General features: G+C 71.9%; 17 protein-coding genes and 1 pseudogene. 12 read left to right on the forward strand and 6 right to left on the reverse strand.

Annotation, left to right across the window (positions count from 1 at the left end; genetic code table 11):
• Position 1 precedes the first annotated feature (1 nt).
• A complete protein-coding gene (locus ACQKQD_RS10825; RefSeq protein WP_427508342.1) occupies positions 2-1,384 on the reverse strand; it encodes a mercuric reductase in 1,383 nt (460 codons plus the stop codon).
• A gap of 603 nt (positions 1,385-1,987) precedes the next feature.
• Between ACQKQD_RS10825 and ACQKQD_RS10830 the strand changes: the two genes are divergently transcribed.
• From ACQKQD_RS10830 to ACQKQD_RS10840, 3 genes are all read left to right on the forward strand, one after another.
• On the forward strand, positions 1,988-2,434 hold the full coding sequence (locus tag ACQKQD_RS10830; RefSeq protein ID WP_427508343.1) for a (2Fe-2S)-binding protein: 447 nt from the start codon (positions 1,988-1,990) through the stop codon (positions 2,432-2,434).
• 11 nt (positions 2,435-2,445) lie between these two features.
• Positions 2,446-4,692, forward strand: coding sequence for a molybdopterin cofactor-binding domain-containing protein (locus tag ACQKQD_RS10835; RefSeq protein ID WP_427508344.1), 2,247 nt, complete (start codon positions 2,446-2,448; stop codon positions 4,690-4,692).
• Between the two features lie 139 nt (positions 4,693-4,831).
• Complete coding sequence (locus tag ACQKQD_RS10840) at positions 4,832-6,082, forward strand: sensor histidine kinase (RefSeq protein WP_427508345.1); 1,251 nt, start codon at positions 4,832-4,834, stop codon at positions 6,080-6,082.
• Between the two features lie 68 nt (positions 6,083-6,150).
• Here ACQKQD_RS10840 and ACQKQD_RS10845 read toward each other — a convergent pair whose 3' ends face one another.
• Positions 6,151-6,966, reverse strand: coding sequence for an SDR family NAD(P)-dependent oxidoreductase (locus ACQKQD_RS10845; protein WP_427508346.1), 816 nt, complete (start codon positions 6,964-6,966; stop codon positions 6,151-6,153).
• Positions 6,967-7,374: 408 nt separating this feature from the next.
• Here ACQKQD_RS10845 and ACQKQD_RS10850 point away from each other — a divergent pair, with 408 nt between their 5' ends.
• Together ACQKQD_RS10850 and ACQKQD_RS10855 are read left to right on the forward strand one after the other, a co-directional pair.
• Positions 7,375-7,629 (forward strand): hypothetical protein, encoded by a 255-nt coding sequence (locus ACQKQD_RS10850; RefSeq protein ID WP_020094723.1) that lies wholly within the window; start codon positions 7,375-7,377, stop codon positions 7,627-7,629.
• 32 nt (positions 7,630-7,661) lie between these two features.
• Positions 7,662-7,904, forward strand: coding sequence for a hypothetical protein (locus tag ACQKQD_RS10855; RefSeq protein WP_427508347.1), 243 nt, complete (start codon positions 7,662-7,664; stop codon positions 7,902-7,904).
• Positions 7,905-7,914: 10 nt separating this feature from the next.
• Here the strand turns inward: ACQKQD_RS10855 and ACQKQD_RS10860 are convergent, their stop codons facing one another.
• Entirely contained in the window at positions 7,915-8,130 is a 216-nt protein-coding gene (locus tag ACQKQD_RS10860; RefSeq protein ID WP_427508348.1) for a hypothetical protein, read from the reverse strand.
• Positions 8,131-8,531: 401 nt separating this feature from the next.
• Positions 8,532-8,849 carry a hypothetical protein gene (locus tag ACQKQD_RS10865; RefSeq protein WP_091928387.1) on the reverse strand — a complete coding sequence of 106 codons (318 nt, stop codon included), beginning with the start codon at positions 8,847-8,849 and terminating at the stop codon, positions 8,532-8,534.
• Positions 8,850-9,386: 537 nt separating this feature from the next.
• On the opposite strand from ACQKQD_RS10865, the gene ACQKQD_RS10870 reads away from it, so the two are divergent.
• The 6 genes from ACQKQD_RS10870 (at position 9,387) to ACQKQD_RS10895 (ending at position 12,662) form a co-directional block, all read left to right on the forward strand.
• Positions 9,387-9,617 carry a hypothetical protein gene (locus ACQKQD_RS10870; protein ID WP_020094727.1) on the forward strand — a complete coding sequence of 77 codons (231 nt, stop codon included), beginning with the start codon at positions 9,387-9,389 and terminating at the stop codon, positions 9,615-9,617.
• A gap of 85 nt (positions 9,618-9,702) precedes the next feature.
• On the forward strand, positions 9,703-10,014 hold the full coding sequence (locus ACQKQD_RS10875) for a hypothetical protein (protein WP_427508349.1): 312 nt from the start codon (positions 9,703-9,705) through the stop codon (positions 10,012-10,014).
• A 99-nt stretch (positions 10,015-10,113) separates the two neighbouring features.
• Positions 10,114-10,434: a polyhydroxyalkanoic acid system family protein gene (locus ACQKQD_RS10880; protein WP_056526667.1), complete on the forward strand. Its 321-nt coding sequence runs from the start codon at positions 10,114-10,116 to the stop codon at positions 10,432-10,434.
• Between the two features lie 106 nt (positions 10,435-10,540).
• Positions 10,541-10,750 carry a hypothetical protein gene (locus ACQKQD_RS10885; RefSeq protein ID WP_026605187.1) on the forward strand — a complete coding sequence of 70 codons (210 nt, stop codon included), beginning with the start codon at positions 10,541-10,543 and terminating at the stop codon, positions 10,748-10,750.
• Between the two features lie 414 nt (positions 10,751-11,164).
• The gene (locus tag ACQKQD_RS10890; RefSeq protein ID WP_020094731.1) at positions 11,165-11,359 is read left to right on the forward strand and encodes a hypothetical protein; all 195 of its coding nucleotides are present in this window, start codon (positions 11,165-11,167) and stop codon (positions 11,357-11,359) included.
• A gap of 436 nt (positions 11,360-11,795) precedes the next feature.
• Positions 11,796-12,662 (forward strand): outer membrane protein, encoded by an 867-nt coding sequence (locus ACQKQD_RS10895; protein WP_427508350.1) that lies wholly within the window; start codon positions 11,796-11,798, stop codon positions 12,660-12,662.
• 244 nt (positions 12,663-12,906) lie between these two features.
• Here ACQKQD_RS10895 and ACQKQD_RS10900 read toward each other — a convergent pair whose 3' ends face one another.
• Positions 12,907-13,176, reverse strand: a complete 270-nt coding sequence (locus tag ACQKQD_RS10900; RefSeq protein ID WP_427508351.1) for a GCG_CRPN prefix-to-repeats domain-containing protein — start codon at positions 13,174-13,176, stop codon at positions 12,907-12,909.
• 858 nt (positions 13,177-14,034) lie between these two features.
• Here ACQKQD_RS10900 and ACQKQD_RS10905 point away from each other — a divergent pair.
• Positions 14,035-14,172 (forward strand): hypothetical protein, encoded by a 138-nt coding sequence (locus tag ACQKQD_RS10905; RefSeq protein ID WP_170863024.1) that lies wholly within the window; start codon positions 14,035-14,037, stop codon positions 14,170-14,172.
• Between the two features lie 82 nt (positions 14,173-14,254).
• On the opposite strand, the pseudogene ACQKQD_RS10910 reads toward ACQKQD_RS10905, so the two are convergent.
• Positions 14,255-14,646: pseudogene (locus tag ACQKQD_RS10910) on the reverse strand (integrase core domain-containing protein); the annotation flags it as partial.
• Positions 14,647-14,694 lie beyond the last annotated feature (48 nt).

Raw genomic sequence — 14,694 nt, forward strand, 5'->3', positions numbered from 1 at the left:
CTCAGCGGGCGGGGACGGCCGCGAACAGGCTGTTCAGCCCCTCCGCGGTGGTCGGATGGGCCAGGATCGCGTCGCGCAACGCCGTGTAGGGCAGGCCGGCGAGCATGGCGACCTGGACCGCGGCCATGACCTCGCCGGCCTCCGCGCCGAGCATCGTGAAGCCGAGGATGCGATCGTCCGGGCCGATGACGGCCTTCATGAACCCCTCGGTCTGCCCGGTCGTCCGCGTGCGCAGCACGGCCGCCATCGGCAGCCGCGCCACCCGGACGGCGTGACCGTCCGCCCGCGCCTCCGTCTCGGTCGACCCGACCCGCGCCAGCGGCGGGTCGGTGAACAGGCAGGACGGCATCAGCCGGCCCGCGGTCGAGCGCGGGATCCCCGCCAGCGTGTCGCGGATCACGCGGAAATCGTCCGCCGAGGCGTGGGTGAAGGCCGGGCTGCCCGCGCACTCGCCGATGGCCCAGACGCCCGGCGCGCTCGTCCGGAGGTGGTCGTCGACCTCGATGACGCCCCGCTCGGTGAGAGCCACGCCCGCGCGGTCGAGACCGATGCCGTCGGTGTTCGGCGCGCGCCCCGCCGCGACGAGGATGTGGCTCGCGGCGATGACCGCCTCACCGGCGCCGCCGCGCACCGTGATCTCCACGGCCTCGCCCGAGCGGCCGCGCACGCGCACCACCTCCGTGCCGGTGCGGATCGCCAACCCCTCGGCCTCGAGGAGCTGCGCGAGGGCGGACGCCACGTCCGGATCCTCGCGGCCCGCGATCCGGGGCCCGTGCTCGATCACCGTCACCGCGCTGCCGAACCGGCGGTAGGCCTGGGCCAGTTCGAGGCCCACGTAGCCGCCGCCGAGGACGACGAGGTGGGCTGGCACAGCGTCGAGTTTGAGCGCCTCGATATGGGTGAGCGGCCCGGCCTCGCGCAGGCCCGGGACGTCCGGGATGGTCGCGCGGGTGCCGAGATTCAGGAAGATCTGCTCGGCCGTCAGCGCGCGCGAGCCGCCCGCGTTCAGCGCGACCGTGAGCGCTCTGAGGCCCGTGAAGCGGGCCGTTCCCATGACGAGTTCCGCGCCGTTCTCGCGGTAGCGGTCGAGGTGCATGTCGATGAGGTCGCGGACCATCGCCCGCTTGCGCGCGACCACCCGGCCCATATCCACCACGACCGGTCCGGTCTCGACGCCGTACCGGTCGGCCTGCCGGGCGCGGTGGGCGATCTCGGCGCTCCAGATCTCGTTCTTGCTCGGCAGGCAGTTGGTGTTGGGGCAGGAGCCCCCGATCCAGCGGCGCTCGATCACCGCGACCCTCTGGCCGGCCTTGGCGAGGTGCCACGCCAGGAACTTGCCGCCCTCGCCGCTGCCGATCACGAGGGCATCGTAGTGGTCGTCCATGGTATTTCCTCCGCGATCCCGAGATCTGCGGAAAACGTAGAGGCCTCACGACCGGACGGATATCATGCGTCGGTATGATAGACCGGTCCCGACCGCCCGGCGCGCAGATTTCGTGCGCATCGAGTCTCGGATGATCCGACCGAAACCTCGGCCTGACCGAGCCGGATCGGCCCATCACCGCAGTTCCGTCCATCACTGACGGGCGATCGCCGGTTCCGGTCGGCGCTTCAGCCGGCCGGCCTGCCGCGATCCCGCGCCCTCCGCTTCGAAGGCTCGGATCCCTGAACACGCAGGTTCGCCGCGGCCGCGGCCCGGGCGCGTGACCCGCCGCCCGCGCGCCGCCGCGCGAAGCTTTCAGGACCGAGACCCGGGGCGCTGGACTGTCCTCGGCCGGCCCTGATCCCGGGGGCGGGCCGCGGAGGGGCACCGTTTCGGGTGACGACCCCTAACCTTCGTATGATTCCGCGCGGCCGGGGGCGGCGGTACCTCTCGCGACACGGCACACGATCCGGACCGCGCCTTCGGCCGTCCCCGAAGACACGTCGCCCTTCCGGTTCGCACGCCGAGACACGTCGCGGCGTCCCCATCCCACGAGGTCGAACGATGGTCCAGCTCACGATCAATGCGCGTCGCTACACGGTGGACGCGGAACCGGACACGCCGCTGCTATTCGTCCTGCGCGACAGCCTCGGGTTGACCGGCACGAAGTACGGCTGCGGCATCGGGCAGTGCGGCGCCTGCACGGTGCTCCTCGACGGCGCGGCGACCCGCTCCTGCCAGATCCCCCTGGACAGCGTCGGCGACCAAGCCATCACGACGATCGAGGCGATCGAGCAGGACCCGGTCGGTGCCCGGGTCGTGGCCGCCTGGGTCGGCATCGAGGTGCCCCAGTGCGGCTACTGCCAGTCCGGTCAGGTCATGGCCGCCACGAGCCTGCTCAAGCAGACCCCGAAGCCGACCGAGGCCGACATCGCCGGCGCCATGACCAACCTGTGCCGGTGCGGAACCTACAACGCCGTCGCCGCCGCCGTGCGGCAGGCCGCGGCCTGAGGAGGCGCACGATGACCGACCTCACGCCCCTCCGCCGCGCCGACCGTCGCGAGCCGGTCCGCAACCTCTCCCGCCGCGGCTTCCTGGGGGCCGCCTCGGGCGCGCTGTTCCTCGGGGTCGGCCTCCGGCTCGCGCCGGCCGCCGCCCAGACCCGCGCCGAAGGCCCGGCGGCCGTCGCGCCGAAACCCGGGACCCGCGTGACGGCCTTCCTGGAGATCCGCCCCGACGACACCGTGCGCCTGCTCAGCCCCTTCGTGGAGGGAGGCCAGGGCATCAACACCGGCCTCGCCCAGACGATCGGCGAGGAGCTCGACCTCGACCCGGCGCGCTTCGCGGTGGAATGCGCCCCGCCCGGCCCCGACTACGCGGTCGTCAACGGCCTGCGCATGACCGGCGGGTCGTTCTCCACCCGCTCGAGCTTCGAGGCCATGCGCCGCCTCGGCGCCACCGCCCGCGAGATGCTCCTGCGGGCGGCGGCCGCCGAGTTCGCCGTGCCGCAGGCCAGCCTGACCACCGAGAACGGGCGCGTGATCCACGCCGCCTCCGGCCGGAGCCTCGGCTACGGCGCGCTGGCCGCCGCGGCGCTGGCGCTGCAGCCGCGGGACGATGTTGCCCTGAAGGATCCCAAAGATTTCCGCTGGATCGGCAAGCCGGTGGCGCGCCTCGACATGCGCGACAAGTCCACCGGCCGGGCCGTCTACAGCATCGATATCCGGCTCGACGGCATGGTCCACGCCGCGATCCGGCACGCGCCGCATCTCGGCACCGAGCCGGAGGCGATCGCCAACGCCGCGGAGGTCCGGGCGATGCCGGGCGTCCAGGCGGTCGAGCGCCTGCCGGGCGCGGTGGCGGTGGTGGCCGACACGTGGTGGCGGGCCCGCAGGGCCGTCGAGGCCCTGCAGGTGACCTGGACCCGGCCGGCGCCCGACGGCGTCGCCACCGTCTCGGCGGGCTTCTCCTCGGCGGCGATGCTGGCCGCCCTCCGGGACGCGGCGGGCCCCGGCGTCCCGGCCGAGCAGGCCGGCGACCCGGACGCCGCCTTCGCGGGCGCGGCCAAGGTGGTGGAGGCGGCGTACGACGCCCCCTACCTCGCCCACGCGCAGCTCGAGCCGCCCTCGGCGGTGGCGCGCTTCGCCCCCGACGGCAGCCTCGACCTCTGGGTGCCGAACCAGATGCCGGAGCTGTTCCAGCAGGTCGCCGCCAAGACGGCCGGGCTGCAGCCGGATCAGGTCCGGATCCACTCGCCGATGCTCGGCGGCTTCTTCGGGCGCCACTTCCACTACGGGCCGGCGAGCCCGTTCCCGCAGGCGATCCTGCTCGCCAAGGCGGCGGGCAAGCCGGTGCGGGTGCTGTGGTCGCGGGAGGAGGAGTTCGGCATGGACGCCGTCCGCCCCCTGAGCTTCGCCCGGTTCAGGGCGGCCCTCGGTCCGGACGGGATGCCGGTGGCGCTGGAGACCACCGCGGTGGGAGAGGGCCCGATCGGGCGCTGGTTCGGCGCGCTGTTCAAGGGGCCGGTGGATTCCTCGGTGGTGGAGGGCCTCGACCGGAAGCCCTACGCGATCCCGAACCGGCGGCTCACCTACGTGAAGGTGCCGCACCCGGTGACGATCGCGTTCTGGCGCTCGGTCGGGCACTCGATGAACGATTACTTCTACGAGAGCTTCCTCGACGAGATCGCGCAGGCCGGCGGCCAGGACCCGTTCGCCCTCCGGATGACGCTCCTGAGGGACAGCGCCCGCCACCGCACCCTGCTGCAGGCGGTGGCCGACCTCGCGGGCGGCTGGACGCGCGGGCCGTTCCGGGCACAGGACGGCACGCGGCGGGCGCGGGGCGTGTCGATGGCCTCGCCGTTCGGCTCGGAGACGGCGACGATCGCCGAGGTTTCGCTCGAGAACGGCGAGGCGCGGGTGCACGATCTCTGGATCGCCATCGATCCGGGCCGCGTGGTCAACCCGGCGATCGTGAAGCGCCAGGTCGAGAGCGCGGCGGCGCTCGGCCTCTCGTCGACGCTGCTGGAGCAGGTCGTCTACGAGAACGGGGAGCGGCAGGCCCGGAACTTCGACGCCTACCCGATCCTCGACCGGGAGCGGATGCCGCGGGTGCACGTGGCGATCGTCGAGAGCGGGGCGCCGATGGGCGGCATCGGCGAGCCCGGCCTGCCCGGCGTGCCGCCGGCGGTGGTCAACGCGGTCGCGGCGCTGACCGGCCGACGCCTGCGCAGCCTGCCCCTGGCCAAGGAGACCCTCTCGGGGACCTGACGCCGATCAATAACCCGGGGCGACGCCCCCCGGGTCAGCCCCCGAAAGTCCCGCGTCCCGACTGGAAGCGGGATTTTCGGATGCCGTATAGCGGGGGCGCGGCGGGCCTGCATCGGGGCCGGCCCCGGGAACCGCCGACATGAGCAACGGTCTGACGCCGACGGCCGACCGGATCGTCGTGGCCAGCGAGGCCGACTGGAACGACGCGTGGTACCTCGTCTGCATGAAGGTCTCGACGATCGGCTTCGTCGTCGTCGATGCCCGCGAGCGGGTCGCCACCCTCGACGCGCTGCGGGCGGCCGGAATCACCGACATCGCCGCCCACCTCGACGCGCATCCGGACGTGGCCGACCGCCTGCGGCACGGGATGGTCATCCTCGACGTCAACGAGGCGGCGGTGCGGATGTTCGGCGCGGGCGGCCGCGCGGACATGATCGGGCAGCGCACCCAGCGCTTCTTCGACCCGCTCTGCACCGCCCAGGTCAATTCCGCCCGGGCCTTCGCGGCGGGCGCGACCTCGTTCCAGCAGCAGGCGCACAGCGTCCGGCTCGACGGATCGCGCTTCGAGACGCTGTTCTGCGTGGTCCCGCGGGCGGACGGCGCCACCTCCGGCCTGTGGCTCGCCTCCTTCGTGGACATCACCGAGCACGTCGCGCGGCAGATGTCGCTGGAGGTGCTGCGCGACGAGCTGGCCCACGTCTCCCGGATCTCGACGCTGGGCGAGCTGTCGGCGTCGATCGCGCACGAGCTCGGGCAGCCCCTGTCGTCGATCGGCATGACCGCCGGGGCGATGCTGCGCCTGCTCGATCGCGCGGACCTCGACCGCGACCTGCTCCGGCGGCAATGCCAGCGCATCGTCGATCAGGTCACGCGGGCCGGGGACATCATCGATCGCACCCGCCGCATGGCCGCCAAGCGGGACAGCGTCCGCGCGCCCGTCGCCGTGGCGGAGGTCCTGGCCGAGGCCGCGCGGTTCGTGGCGCACGACCTGAACCGCACCGAGATCAGGCTCACCGTCGCCCCGGCGGACGCGGCCGCGCAGGTCGTCGCGGACCGGATCCAGCTGCAGCAGGTCTTCGTCAACCTGCTGATGAACGCCATCCAGATCCATCGGCAGGCGCGGACCTCCGGGCCCGAGATCGCGGTCGAGACCGTCTGCCGGGACGGGTCGATCACGGTCGACGTCGTCGATAACGGGCCGGGCCTCGATCCCGGCACCCTCGACCGGCTGTTCGACGGCTTCTTCACGACGCGGGCCGAGGGGCTCGGCCTCGGTCTCCGGATCTGCCGGACCATCGTGGCGGCCCATGGCGGCTCGATCGACGCGAGGCCCCGCGACGGGACGCCGGGCGCCCGCTTCTCGGTGTGCCTGCCGCTCGCCCGGTCCTGACCGGGCGGCCGCGGGAAGCGGGCAGGGAGCGGGCAGGGGCGCCCCGGCCGGGACGCCCCCCGAGGGCCTCAGGCGGCGTCGGCGCGCGCGGTCCGGTACCGGCTCGCCGGCGTCGCCGCGCCGAGCTGGGCAGCGAGTTCGAGGCGCGCGGCGTCCAGCGCGGACCAGGCCGCACCGTTCTCCAGGGGCGGGATCGTGACGACCTCGCCGGCATCGAACCCCGCGAGCGCGGCCGCGACCAGGTCGGACGGCGTCATGACGATGCTGGCCGGGAGGTTCCGGTGGCCGCCGACGCCGGCCACGGTCCAGAACTCGGTGGCCGTCGCGCCGGGCAGGACCGCCTGGATCCGGACGCCCCTGGGGGCGAGTTCGTACTGCAGCGCCTGCGTGAAGGCGAGAACGTAGGCCTTGCTCGCCCCGTAGACGCCGTTGAGCAGTTCGGGATTGAGGGCGACGGTCGAGGCGACGTTGATGATCGCCCCGTGCCCCCGCGCGACGAAGGCCGGCGACGCCGCGTAGGCGAGGCGCGTCACGGCCGTGACGTTCACGCCGATCATGCGCTCCATCTCGTCCGGATCCGCCTGGAGCAGCGGGGCCGCGGAGCCGAAGCCGGCGTTGTTGACCAGGAGGGTGATCGCCGGGTCGCTCCGCAGCCGGTCCTCGACGCGCCGGAGACCGGCACGGTCGTTGACGTCCGCCGCGAGCGCCTCGACGGTGCGGCCCGAAGCCCCGCGCACCGTCTCGGCGACCGCCTCCAGGCGATCCGCGTTCCGGGCGGTCAGGATGAGATCGTGGCCGCGCGCGGCGAGCTGTTCGGCATAGATCGCGCCGATCCCGCCCGAAGCGCCGGTGATCAGAGCAGTTCCCTTGGTACGTTCCGTCATGACAACTCTCCGTCTGTGCTGCTGAATGACGGAAAGCGTAGCGATCGCGACGGAGGCTTACATTTATACGGATGCGGGGCGACGCCATACCTTGGTATGACCCGGCCGGCATGCCCAAAGGCCGTCGGGCAGGCGCGGGGAAGCCGGTGCGGCGGCGGCCCGCTGACGGAATCGGCGCCCGAGATCCGCCGCGCGTCGATCCGGGAGAGGTGCACCCGCGGCCTCGCCATGCTAGAACGAAAGCGGAACAGATCATACGGGCGGGCCGGGCACAATCTGCGGGCGAGACTTTTCTTCCGGCCCCGTGGACGCGTGTGGATACGGCTCGAAAACTCCTGTCGTGGCGCGCCCTTGGGCGGCCCGTGCGGTCTGTGGAGAACCTGTGACGAACCGGGGTGCAGGACGACGATGGCGATGAGGACGGCGTTCGTGGTGCAGCCCTTCGAGCTGCACCGGAAGCGGTTGCGGCCGGCCCGGCAGGAGCCTGCGCAGACCGAGAGCGGGGCGGTGAAGAAGGCCGAGAACATGGCCAGGCGAATGCCGGGCGCGGCGGCGCTGAAGGTGGTGGCCGACGACGAGACCGGCGAGCTGGAGGGCGTCACGATCCTCGGCCAGTGGGGCGAGATCCCCGACGACTTCGCCGAGAGCCTGCAGGGCGCCTAGGCCACAGATCACCAGCGGGGCGGGAGAGCGCCATGTCGGCGGTTCGGCGGGTCGGGAACTTCCTCCAGGTGCAGGACGGCGACGGCTGCCGGCACCTGCTGCGCGTGACGAGCGTCCAGGCGCTGAGCGACACGGACCTGATGCGCAACGAGACGTTCATCACCGCGGCGGGGCGGACGATCCGGGTGACGCAGCCGCTCGACGAGATCGTGGACCTCGTGGCGCCGGGCGAGCGGGCGGCGCCGGGGCCGCAGGAGGAGCCGTGGCCGTTCTAGCCGCGGGAGATCATCCCGCGCGCCATCTGCAGCAACAAGCGGCGGTCCGACAGGTGAGCGCGTGCCAGACGCGCAGCAATTCCCCCGTCATGTCGATCGTGGCGAGCGCCTCGGATTCGTCGAGGAAAGCGTCTTCGGGCACGCCGAGGGCGTGCGCGATCTGCCGGAGCATCGATCTCTTGTCGTTCGGCCCGAATTTTCCATCCTCGAATTCAGGATCCGCCAACGCAATCTCCGACCGACGCACGGCGGCGTCGCGTGAAATCTAAATATATCCATATCGTGAAAATGCGACAATCGCATCAATAAATCGGGAATAAATTTTACTGGTATATAGATACCAATGATTTGGCGACCGGTAATTATCTTAGATTGATAGCATAACCTGAGCTAGATATAGCGATCAAAATTCTATGGCCCACAACAGGCTTGCCCGACATCTGGACTGAACGCCGTGCGGGATCATCGCTCCAAGGCGACGGGCGGTCCCGGGCCGCGGGTCAACGGTGCGCTGGTCCCGTGCCCGCGCCGCCGCCCGCCGCGTCGGTCGGCGGCGGTGGGACGGTCCACCTGTCCCGCCCCGATCCGGCACGGGGCGGGACGGATCCTCAGGACGGGGTCCGGCGATCAGCTGCCGCCGCTGCCATCCCCGCTCCCCTTGCCGACCTGGGGTACGCCGCGCTCCGGCTGGCCGGCATTCCCGCCGGCGGCCGAATCCGTCGTGATGGTCGTCGCCCCTGTCCCGGTGGGCGCGACGACGGCGGTGCTGCCCGGACCGCTATTCTGGCTGCCGCCGGGAACGACGACGGTTCCGGCCGGGGTGCCCGGCGTCACCGGCTGGGCTGGTCCGGGTTGCCGGATCGGTGCGGGACCGGTGCTGGTCTGCGCCGAACCGGGCGACGCCGCGACCAGCGCGAAGATGGCGAAGAGGGCATGACGCATCATGTGCTCCTTGGCATCTCGGCCCGACTGTGCCTCACGCACGGGCCTCCGTGCCCGAACGCGGGAGCGCGGACCCGGTTTCCGACACACGTCGTCGTCGTGCGCCGCCGATCGTCGTGCCCGGCCGCGCCCGGCCGCGCCCGGCCGCGCCCGGCGCGCAGGGTCTCGCCCGGGAGCGGCGCGCCAACCCTCCGGATCGGCGCACGAAAAGGCCCCGCGCGGCGCTGCCGGCGGGGCCGAAGGTGGGTCTGCCTTGGGAGGATGCAGAGGCAGATGCTTAGCCGGCGTTGCGCCGACGCTGCACCGGCGACACGACATGTCGGCCCCGCAGGGACCGCCGGTCACGGCGGCGTCAGGCTTGCATGCCGGGCCGGCCCCGCCCCGTGCGGTGGACGGCCGGGACCGCGGCGTGGCGCCGAAGGTCCGGCCATCCTTGGATAACCATGTCGACCGCCGGCTTGTGGACGCGGCGGCAGCGTCGTCGACAGCGTCATCGACAGCGTCCTGCCGCTGTGGTGCTGATCGGCGGCGAGGAGTCCCATGAAGCACATCATCGTTCTGGCCATCGCGGCCACGGCCCTGACGGCCTGCAACGCGGCGAACCGGCCCGGCCGCGGCGAGCTCTTCATGAGCGAGGCCGACGTCGCCGCGAAGGACGACGCGATCTGCCGGGGCTACGGCGCCGAGCCGGGAACGCCGGAATACGTGCAGTGTCGGGGAACCCAGGACCAGCGGCGCGACGCGGCCCAGGCGCCCCGCCGCAGCGGCTGAGTGCGGCGGCCGCGAGGGCGCGGCCCCCGGGACCAACGCCCCGCTCGCGCGTTGTCCGCGCGGACCGCTTTCCCTGGAGCGCGTGATGCTCGCCCGATCCGCCCTGATCTTCATCGTCCTGACGTCGGGGGCCCAGGCCGCCGCCTTCGACGACCTGAAAGGCTATCTGGCGTCCTGCCTGCGGTTCGAGATGGCCGGCGCCCCGGCGGAACGCGGCGGGCCGCTGTCGTCCAAGGTCCGCCGCGCCCTGGAGCGATGCTCCGACGACGTCGCGCGCCTCGACCGGGCGGACGGGCGCCGGCTGCGCGGTGACGGTGGGATCAGCCCGTCGACCAAGGAGGTCATCCGGAGCGTCTTGAGCGGTGGGGCCGGCGGCGTCCGCACGGTCCGGTACTGACCGCCGGCGGTTCGCCCGGCGCGTCGATCGGGTGGCGCCGATCACCGGGCGTTAACCTTCCGGCCGCACCTCCCGGGGCCCGCTCGCGAGGAGATGCCGATGCCGAAGCGCTTGACCATCACCGTCCCGCACGACCTCGGGACAGCCGAGGTTCGCCGGCGCATCGACCTGCACATGGACTGGGCTTTCCGTCGCCTGGAGGCGGAGAAGATCCGCGTCGAGGCCGAGGACTGGCTGGGTAATCGCCGCTCCTTCTCGGGCAGCGGCTACGGGCAGTCGGCGCGCGTCGCCATCCAGGTGGCGGATGACGCGCTGGAGGTCGAGGCGCTGGTGCCCTGGATGGCCAGCCTGTTCGCGCCCGTCATCGAGTCGGTCGGGCGCCACTACGTCGGGCGCCTCCTGTCCGACGAGGCCGCCTGACGCGCGCGGCCCGAAGCGGCGATCGGTCCGGGGTGCCCGCGGGGCGGTTGTGGCCCGGTCGTGCTGGGGCTAAACGCGCCGGCTCGGTGGCGGCGCAGGGGCCCGGATGAGCGATGACGTGGCGGCCCTGCTCCTCGCGCTCGCGACCGAGAACGCCGAGCTGCGCCAGCAGCTCGCCACCGCGCAGGACATGCTGATGGAGACCGCCATCGACGCCGGCCATCTCCACGCCCGCATCGAGGCGCTTCAGGCCGAGCGCGACGCGTGGCAGGCGGAGGCCGAGCGCTTGGCGCGCCGGCCCCCGCGTTCCCTGTGAGCGCTCGCAGCACTCGGCGTGCCGAACCTGCGGGCGGGCGCGACCGGGGAGGGCGCGCTCGGGCCCCGGGGCGCATCGGCGGGAGCCCGGGCGGGGGCGGACTCGCGCTGTTCCTCACGCCTTCCCGGGTTGCGGGCGGGGCACGCGCACGTCGACCGTCTGGCCGGTGAGGGGATTGAGGATCAGCATGGCGGTGGTCTCCGGTGTGTGTGACGGTAGAACGCCGTCCGCGGGCGCCGGGATCACGCTGCGGCGTGCCGTGGCGCACAGGCGGCGACGGGGTCGCCGGACCCGGATCCGTGCCAGAAACGGCCTCCGGCGAGGCCCGCGAATCTCGCCACGGTCGGGATGCCGCCTTACCTCAGGGCCTGGCGCCCTGGCGGCCGCCAGGGGCAGAACACCTGGAGGATCGATATGGCCATCGATAGATCCGGTGAGCGTGCCGCGCTCGATACCGAGGTAGAGGATACCCAGGACACCATCGCGAAGCTTCGCGAGGCTGCCGACGGAACGCCGCCCGGACACAGTTCGCGCGTGGCGCTGAAGAAGGCCGAGGAGAAGCTGGCCGAGCTGGTCAAGCACATCACCCGGCGCGACCGGACGGGTTAGCGCGGCCCCGGACGCGGGGACCGCCGGACAGGTCCCCGCGCGCCGTCCGCCACCTCGGCGCCACCCGCCGGTGAGCCGGCTCTCGATCCCATGTTACCGCCCGACGGATCCGGCGCGGGCGGCGCCAGGATCGTCCGCAGCGCACCCGCAGCGACGACAAACCCTCCCCGCGCGGGCGGCCGGCAGCGCCGCCCGCAGGAATGTCGGCGCGTCGCCCCATGGCCGCGCGGCCGCGCCGCGGACCGAAGCACGCGCCCTGGGCGCAGGCCCCGAGCACACCGCCAGAACTTCATCAGTATTTAACAGATCTAACCGGAGTTAATCCGCCATTTACTATGTTTCCTCCGACGCAGCGAGCCTGTGTGTCCGTAAAACTACAGCTATTCTGCTCAGAGCTTGGTAGTCTTATCACCAGATCGAAACCCGGATCGCCCTCATGGCCAAGCTCCTCGCCTCCCTGACTGCCTTCACTGCGCTGACCGCCGCGGCGTCCGCCGCCGACCTTCCGCGCCGCGCCGCGCCGCCGCCGGTGTTCACGCCGGTGCCGGTGTTCACCTGGACCGGCTTCTACATCGGTGTGAACGCCGGCTACGGCTTCGACGCCAACAGCCGCAACACCACCAGCTACGCCCTGCCCGGCGGCTCGCTGATCAACTCCCCCGGCACCGCCGGCGTCGTCAGCGTCAACAACCGCAACAACAACGACGGCTTCTCGGGCGGCGCCCAGATCGGCTACAACTACCAGTTCACCCCGGGCTCCGGCGTCGTGATCGGCTTCGAGGCCGACGCCCAGTACGTCGACTTCGCCCGCCGCGCCAACGCCACCCAGAACTACAGCTTCCTCGGCTTCCCCGGCGTCGCCTTCTCCAACCCGCCCGCCTTCGTCGCCACCAGCGGCAACGGCCTCGACTACTTCGGCACCGTGCGCGGCCGCCTCGGCTACGCCTTCGACCGCACCCTCGTGTACGGCACCGGCGGCTTCGCCTACGGCTCGGGCCAGGACGACCAGAACTTCTCCGGCAACCGCTTCCGCGACAGCTTCCGCACCGGCTGGGCCGCCGGCGGCGGCGTCGAGTACGCCCTGCCCACCGACTCGTTCCTGAACTTCTTCCGCTCCTCGGCCGTCACGCTGAAGGTCGAAGGCCTGTACGTCAGCCTCGACCGCCAGAAGAACTCGGCCGGCGGCGTGTTCTACGGCAACCTCCTGCCCCCGAACGGCACGGCCTATCTCAACGGCGCCGCCGCCAAGACCGAGTTCGCCGTCGTCCGCGCCGGCCTGAACTACAAGTTCGGCTCCTACTGAGATCGGGTCGCGCCGCTCCCGGCCTCCGTGCCGGGAGACGCGGCGGCGGGCGAGGGGGGCAGGTCCGCCTCATCGCCCTCCGCCGCCGAAGAGCAGCCTTCCGGTTGGCCTTCGCATCCCCAGCCCGATCAAACTGGCCGCGAGGTCGGCAACACCCTGGGAGCGCACGCTCCCAGGGTGTTCCTGCGTTCCGTCACGGTGCGCCACGGCGGTCAGCCGCTCGCCCCGAACAGCGGGAGCGCCGCTACCAGTACCGGTTCGGCCAGCAGCGCCGCCCGCCGCGACCGAGGTGGAAGCCGCGCGGACAGGCCCGACCGACATAGCCGCCCCACTGGCCGCCGGCGCGGCACCCACCGTAAGGGCCGCGATGGCCGTAGGGCCCGCAGCCGCCGTAGACGTGCTGGATCAGCCCGTCCTGCGCGGCGGGGAGCGGAGAACCCGCGACGGGCAGCGCCGAGGCCGGCGCGGCGAAGCCGAAGGCGAGCAGCGTCGCGGCGGCGAGGGACTTGAGCATCAACCGATCTCCAGGTCTTGGCTGAGCCGATCTCCGTCGGCACTGACCGAATACCTGCCCTCGGCTGAAGGCCGGGTGTCACGGACCGTCTCGATTGCCCGTATCGCTGGAGCTTTTCTTTAAGCGCTGTCTCGATACTGGCGCTCCACCCGCCCAAGCGTCCGCCTCGACCAAGACGACAGTGTCCGCCGGACCTGCGGCCCGGATCACCCGCTCACGTCGGGAGAGCCGTCGCCGATCCGTCGCTCCGCTGCGGGGCAGTATGCTGCCGGCTGCCGGCCTGCCAGGTCCAGTTGCCCGCGATGGACCCCGCGGAGACGCGTTCCACGACGACGAGCGCGATCACCAGGGGCTTTGAGGTCGGGCTTTTCCACCTCCCCGGATCCGTCCACACGGTCTCCCACTCGGCTTGCGGCGAGCGGTCCGCGTGCCGAACTGGATCGGCCCGCACCCCGTCTCTTCAGAGTCAATCCGCCGAATGGCGCGACGGGTCCGGGGTGTTGCGGCCGAACGCGGCCATTCGTCGGCCATCCGGCACATTCGGCTCTGGGAGAGCGCGGTTGAAATGCCCGAATGTCTCAGCTGCGATTGTGCGGCGGCTCGACTGCCGAGGGTTGGGGTTCGCTGCAGAGGATGAGAACTCGACATCTCGAACAGGCGGCGGCGTCGCGCACGTCGACGACCCGCACTCCGCTCGCCTGCGGGCCGAGGATCTACAGCCCGATCGTTGCAAGGGTCGATCTTATTCCCGACACCTTCATGCATGCGCCGCATATCTGGCGTGAGGCATGTGGCATACCAAGAATTCGCGTGCAGTGCGATATAGCTTCTCACGCACCGCACAAAAGGACGCCGCCGATGACCCTCCTCACTGCCCTCGCCCTTCTCCCCTTCGCCGCCATCGCCAACTTCGCCTTCGTGGTGGCGCTGGCCAATCACTTCGACGCCGACAAGCCGGCCACGGGCTTCACCGGCCCGGTTCCGACGCTGGCCTGAGCCAAGTCGGGGCCGTTCTCACCCGGCCGCGATCGAGGATCCCCCGACCTCGGTCGGGCCGAGAGGTGAGTTCCGGGTCCCACTCGGCGGCCAGTTGGAGCAACGCCAAGGCGAAGACCTGGGGCGTCAGCCACTCCCCAGGGCTGTGTGAGGACGGCACTGGTTGTACTCGCCGCCGCCCCGTCTCGATCCTGCTCCTCGTCTCGGCGAGGGACGAGGCCCCAGTCGCGCTCAGGCGCAGGCCGTCATTGAATGCCTCGACCAGCGCGTTGTCGGTCGGCATGCCAAACCGCGGAACGTCCGGAGTGATGCCGTTCTCGTAGGCCCAGCGGTCCGGCTCCATCGAGACGCACTAAGGTCCGCTGTCGACCTTCATCGGACCCGATGTTCGGCGCAGAAGTGCCGATCGGGCGACCATGCCGGCCACCCGCTCACCGTCGATGTCTTGGCGACCTCGGTCGCCGACGCCTCACGAGCGCCGCCTCGGCGAACACTTCAGAACTGCAGTTCGGACTGGCGCGG

This window comes from Methylobacterium sp. NPDC080182, assembly GCF_050281105.1.
Taxonomy (GTDB): Bacteria; Pseudomonadota; Alphaproteobacteria; order Rhizobiales; family Beijerinckiaceae; genus Methylobacterium.

Excerpts from the sequence above, each read along its gene's own strand:
- ACQKQD_RS10870 (WP_020094727.1), top strand. The coding sequence starts at position 9,387 with ATGAAGCACATCATCGTTCTGGCCATCGCGGCCACGGCCCTGACGGCC.
- ACQKQD_RS10845 (WP_427508346.1), bottom strand. The coding sequence starts at position 6,966 with ATGACGGAACGTACCAAGGGAACTGCTCTGATCACCGGCGCTTCGGGC.
- ACQKQD_RS10840 (WP_427508345.1), top strand. The coding sequence starts at position 4,832 with ATGAGCAACGGTCTGACGCCGACGGCCGACCGGATCGTCGTGGCCAGC.
- ACQKQD_RS10875 (WP_427508349.1), top strand. The coding sequence starts at position 9,703 with ATGCTCGCCCGATCCGCCCTGATCTTCATCGTCCTGACGTCGGGGGCC.
- ACQKQD_RS10835 (WP_427508344.1), top strand. The coding sequence starts at position 2,446 with ATGACCGACCTCACGCCCCTCCGCCGCGCCGACCGTCGCGAGCCGGTC.
- ACQKQD_RS10830 (WP_427508343.1), top strand. The coding sequence starts at position 1,988 with ATGGTCCAGCTCACGATCAATGCGCGTCGCTACACGGTGGACGCGGAA.
- ACQKQD_RS10855 (WP_427508347.1), top strand. The coding sequence starts at position 7,662 with ATGTCGGCGGTTCGGCGGGTCGGGAACTTCCTCCAGGTGCAGGACGGC.
- ACQKQD_RS10890 (WP_020094731.1), top strand. The coding sequence starts at position 11,165 with ATGGCCATCGATAGATCCGGTGAGCGTGCCGCGCTCGATACCGAGGTA.
- ACQKQD_RS10880 (WP_056526667.1), top strand. The coding sequence starts at position 10,114 with ATGCCGAAGCGCTTGACCATCACCGTCCCGCACGACCTCGGGACAGCC.
- ACQKQD_RS10850 (WP_020094723.1), top strand. The coding sequence starts at position 7,375 with ATGGCGATGAGGACGGCGTTCGTGGTGCAGCCCTTCGAGCTGCACCGG.
- ACQKQD_RS10900 (WP_427508351.1), bottom strand. The coding sequence starts at position 13,176 with ATGCTCAAGTCCCTCGCCGCCGCGACGCTGCTCGCCTTCGGCTTCGCC.
- ACQKQD_RS10825 (WP_427508342.1), bottom strand. The coding sequence starts at position 1,384 with ATGGACGACCACTACGATGCCCTCGTGATCGGCAGCGGCGAGGGCGGC.
- ACQKQD_RS10905 (WP_170863024.1), top strand. The coding sequence starts at position 14,035 with ATGACCCTCCTCACTGCCCTCGCCCTTCTCCCCTTCGCCGCCATCGCC.
- ACQKQD_RS10895 (WP_427508350.1), top strand. The coding sequence starts at position 11,796 with ATGGCCAAGCTCCTCGCCTCCCTGACTGCCTTCACTGCGCTGACCGCC.
- ACQKQD_RS10865 (WP_091928387.1), bottom strand. The coding sequence starts at position 8,849 with ATGATGCGTCATGCCCTCTTCGCCATCTTCGCGCTGGTCGCGGCGTCG.
- ACQKQD_RS10885 (WP_026605187.1), top strand. The coding sequence starts at position 10,541 with ATGAGCGATGACGTGGCGGCCCTGCTCCTCGCGCTCGCGACCGAGAAC.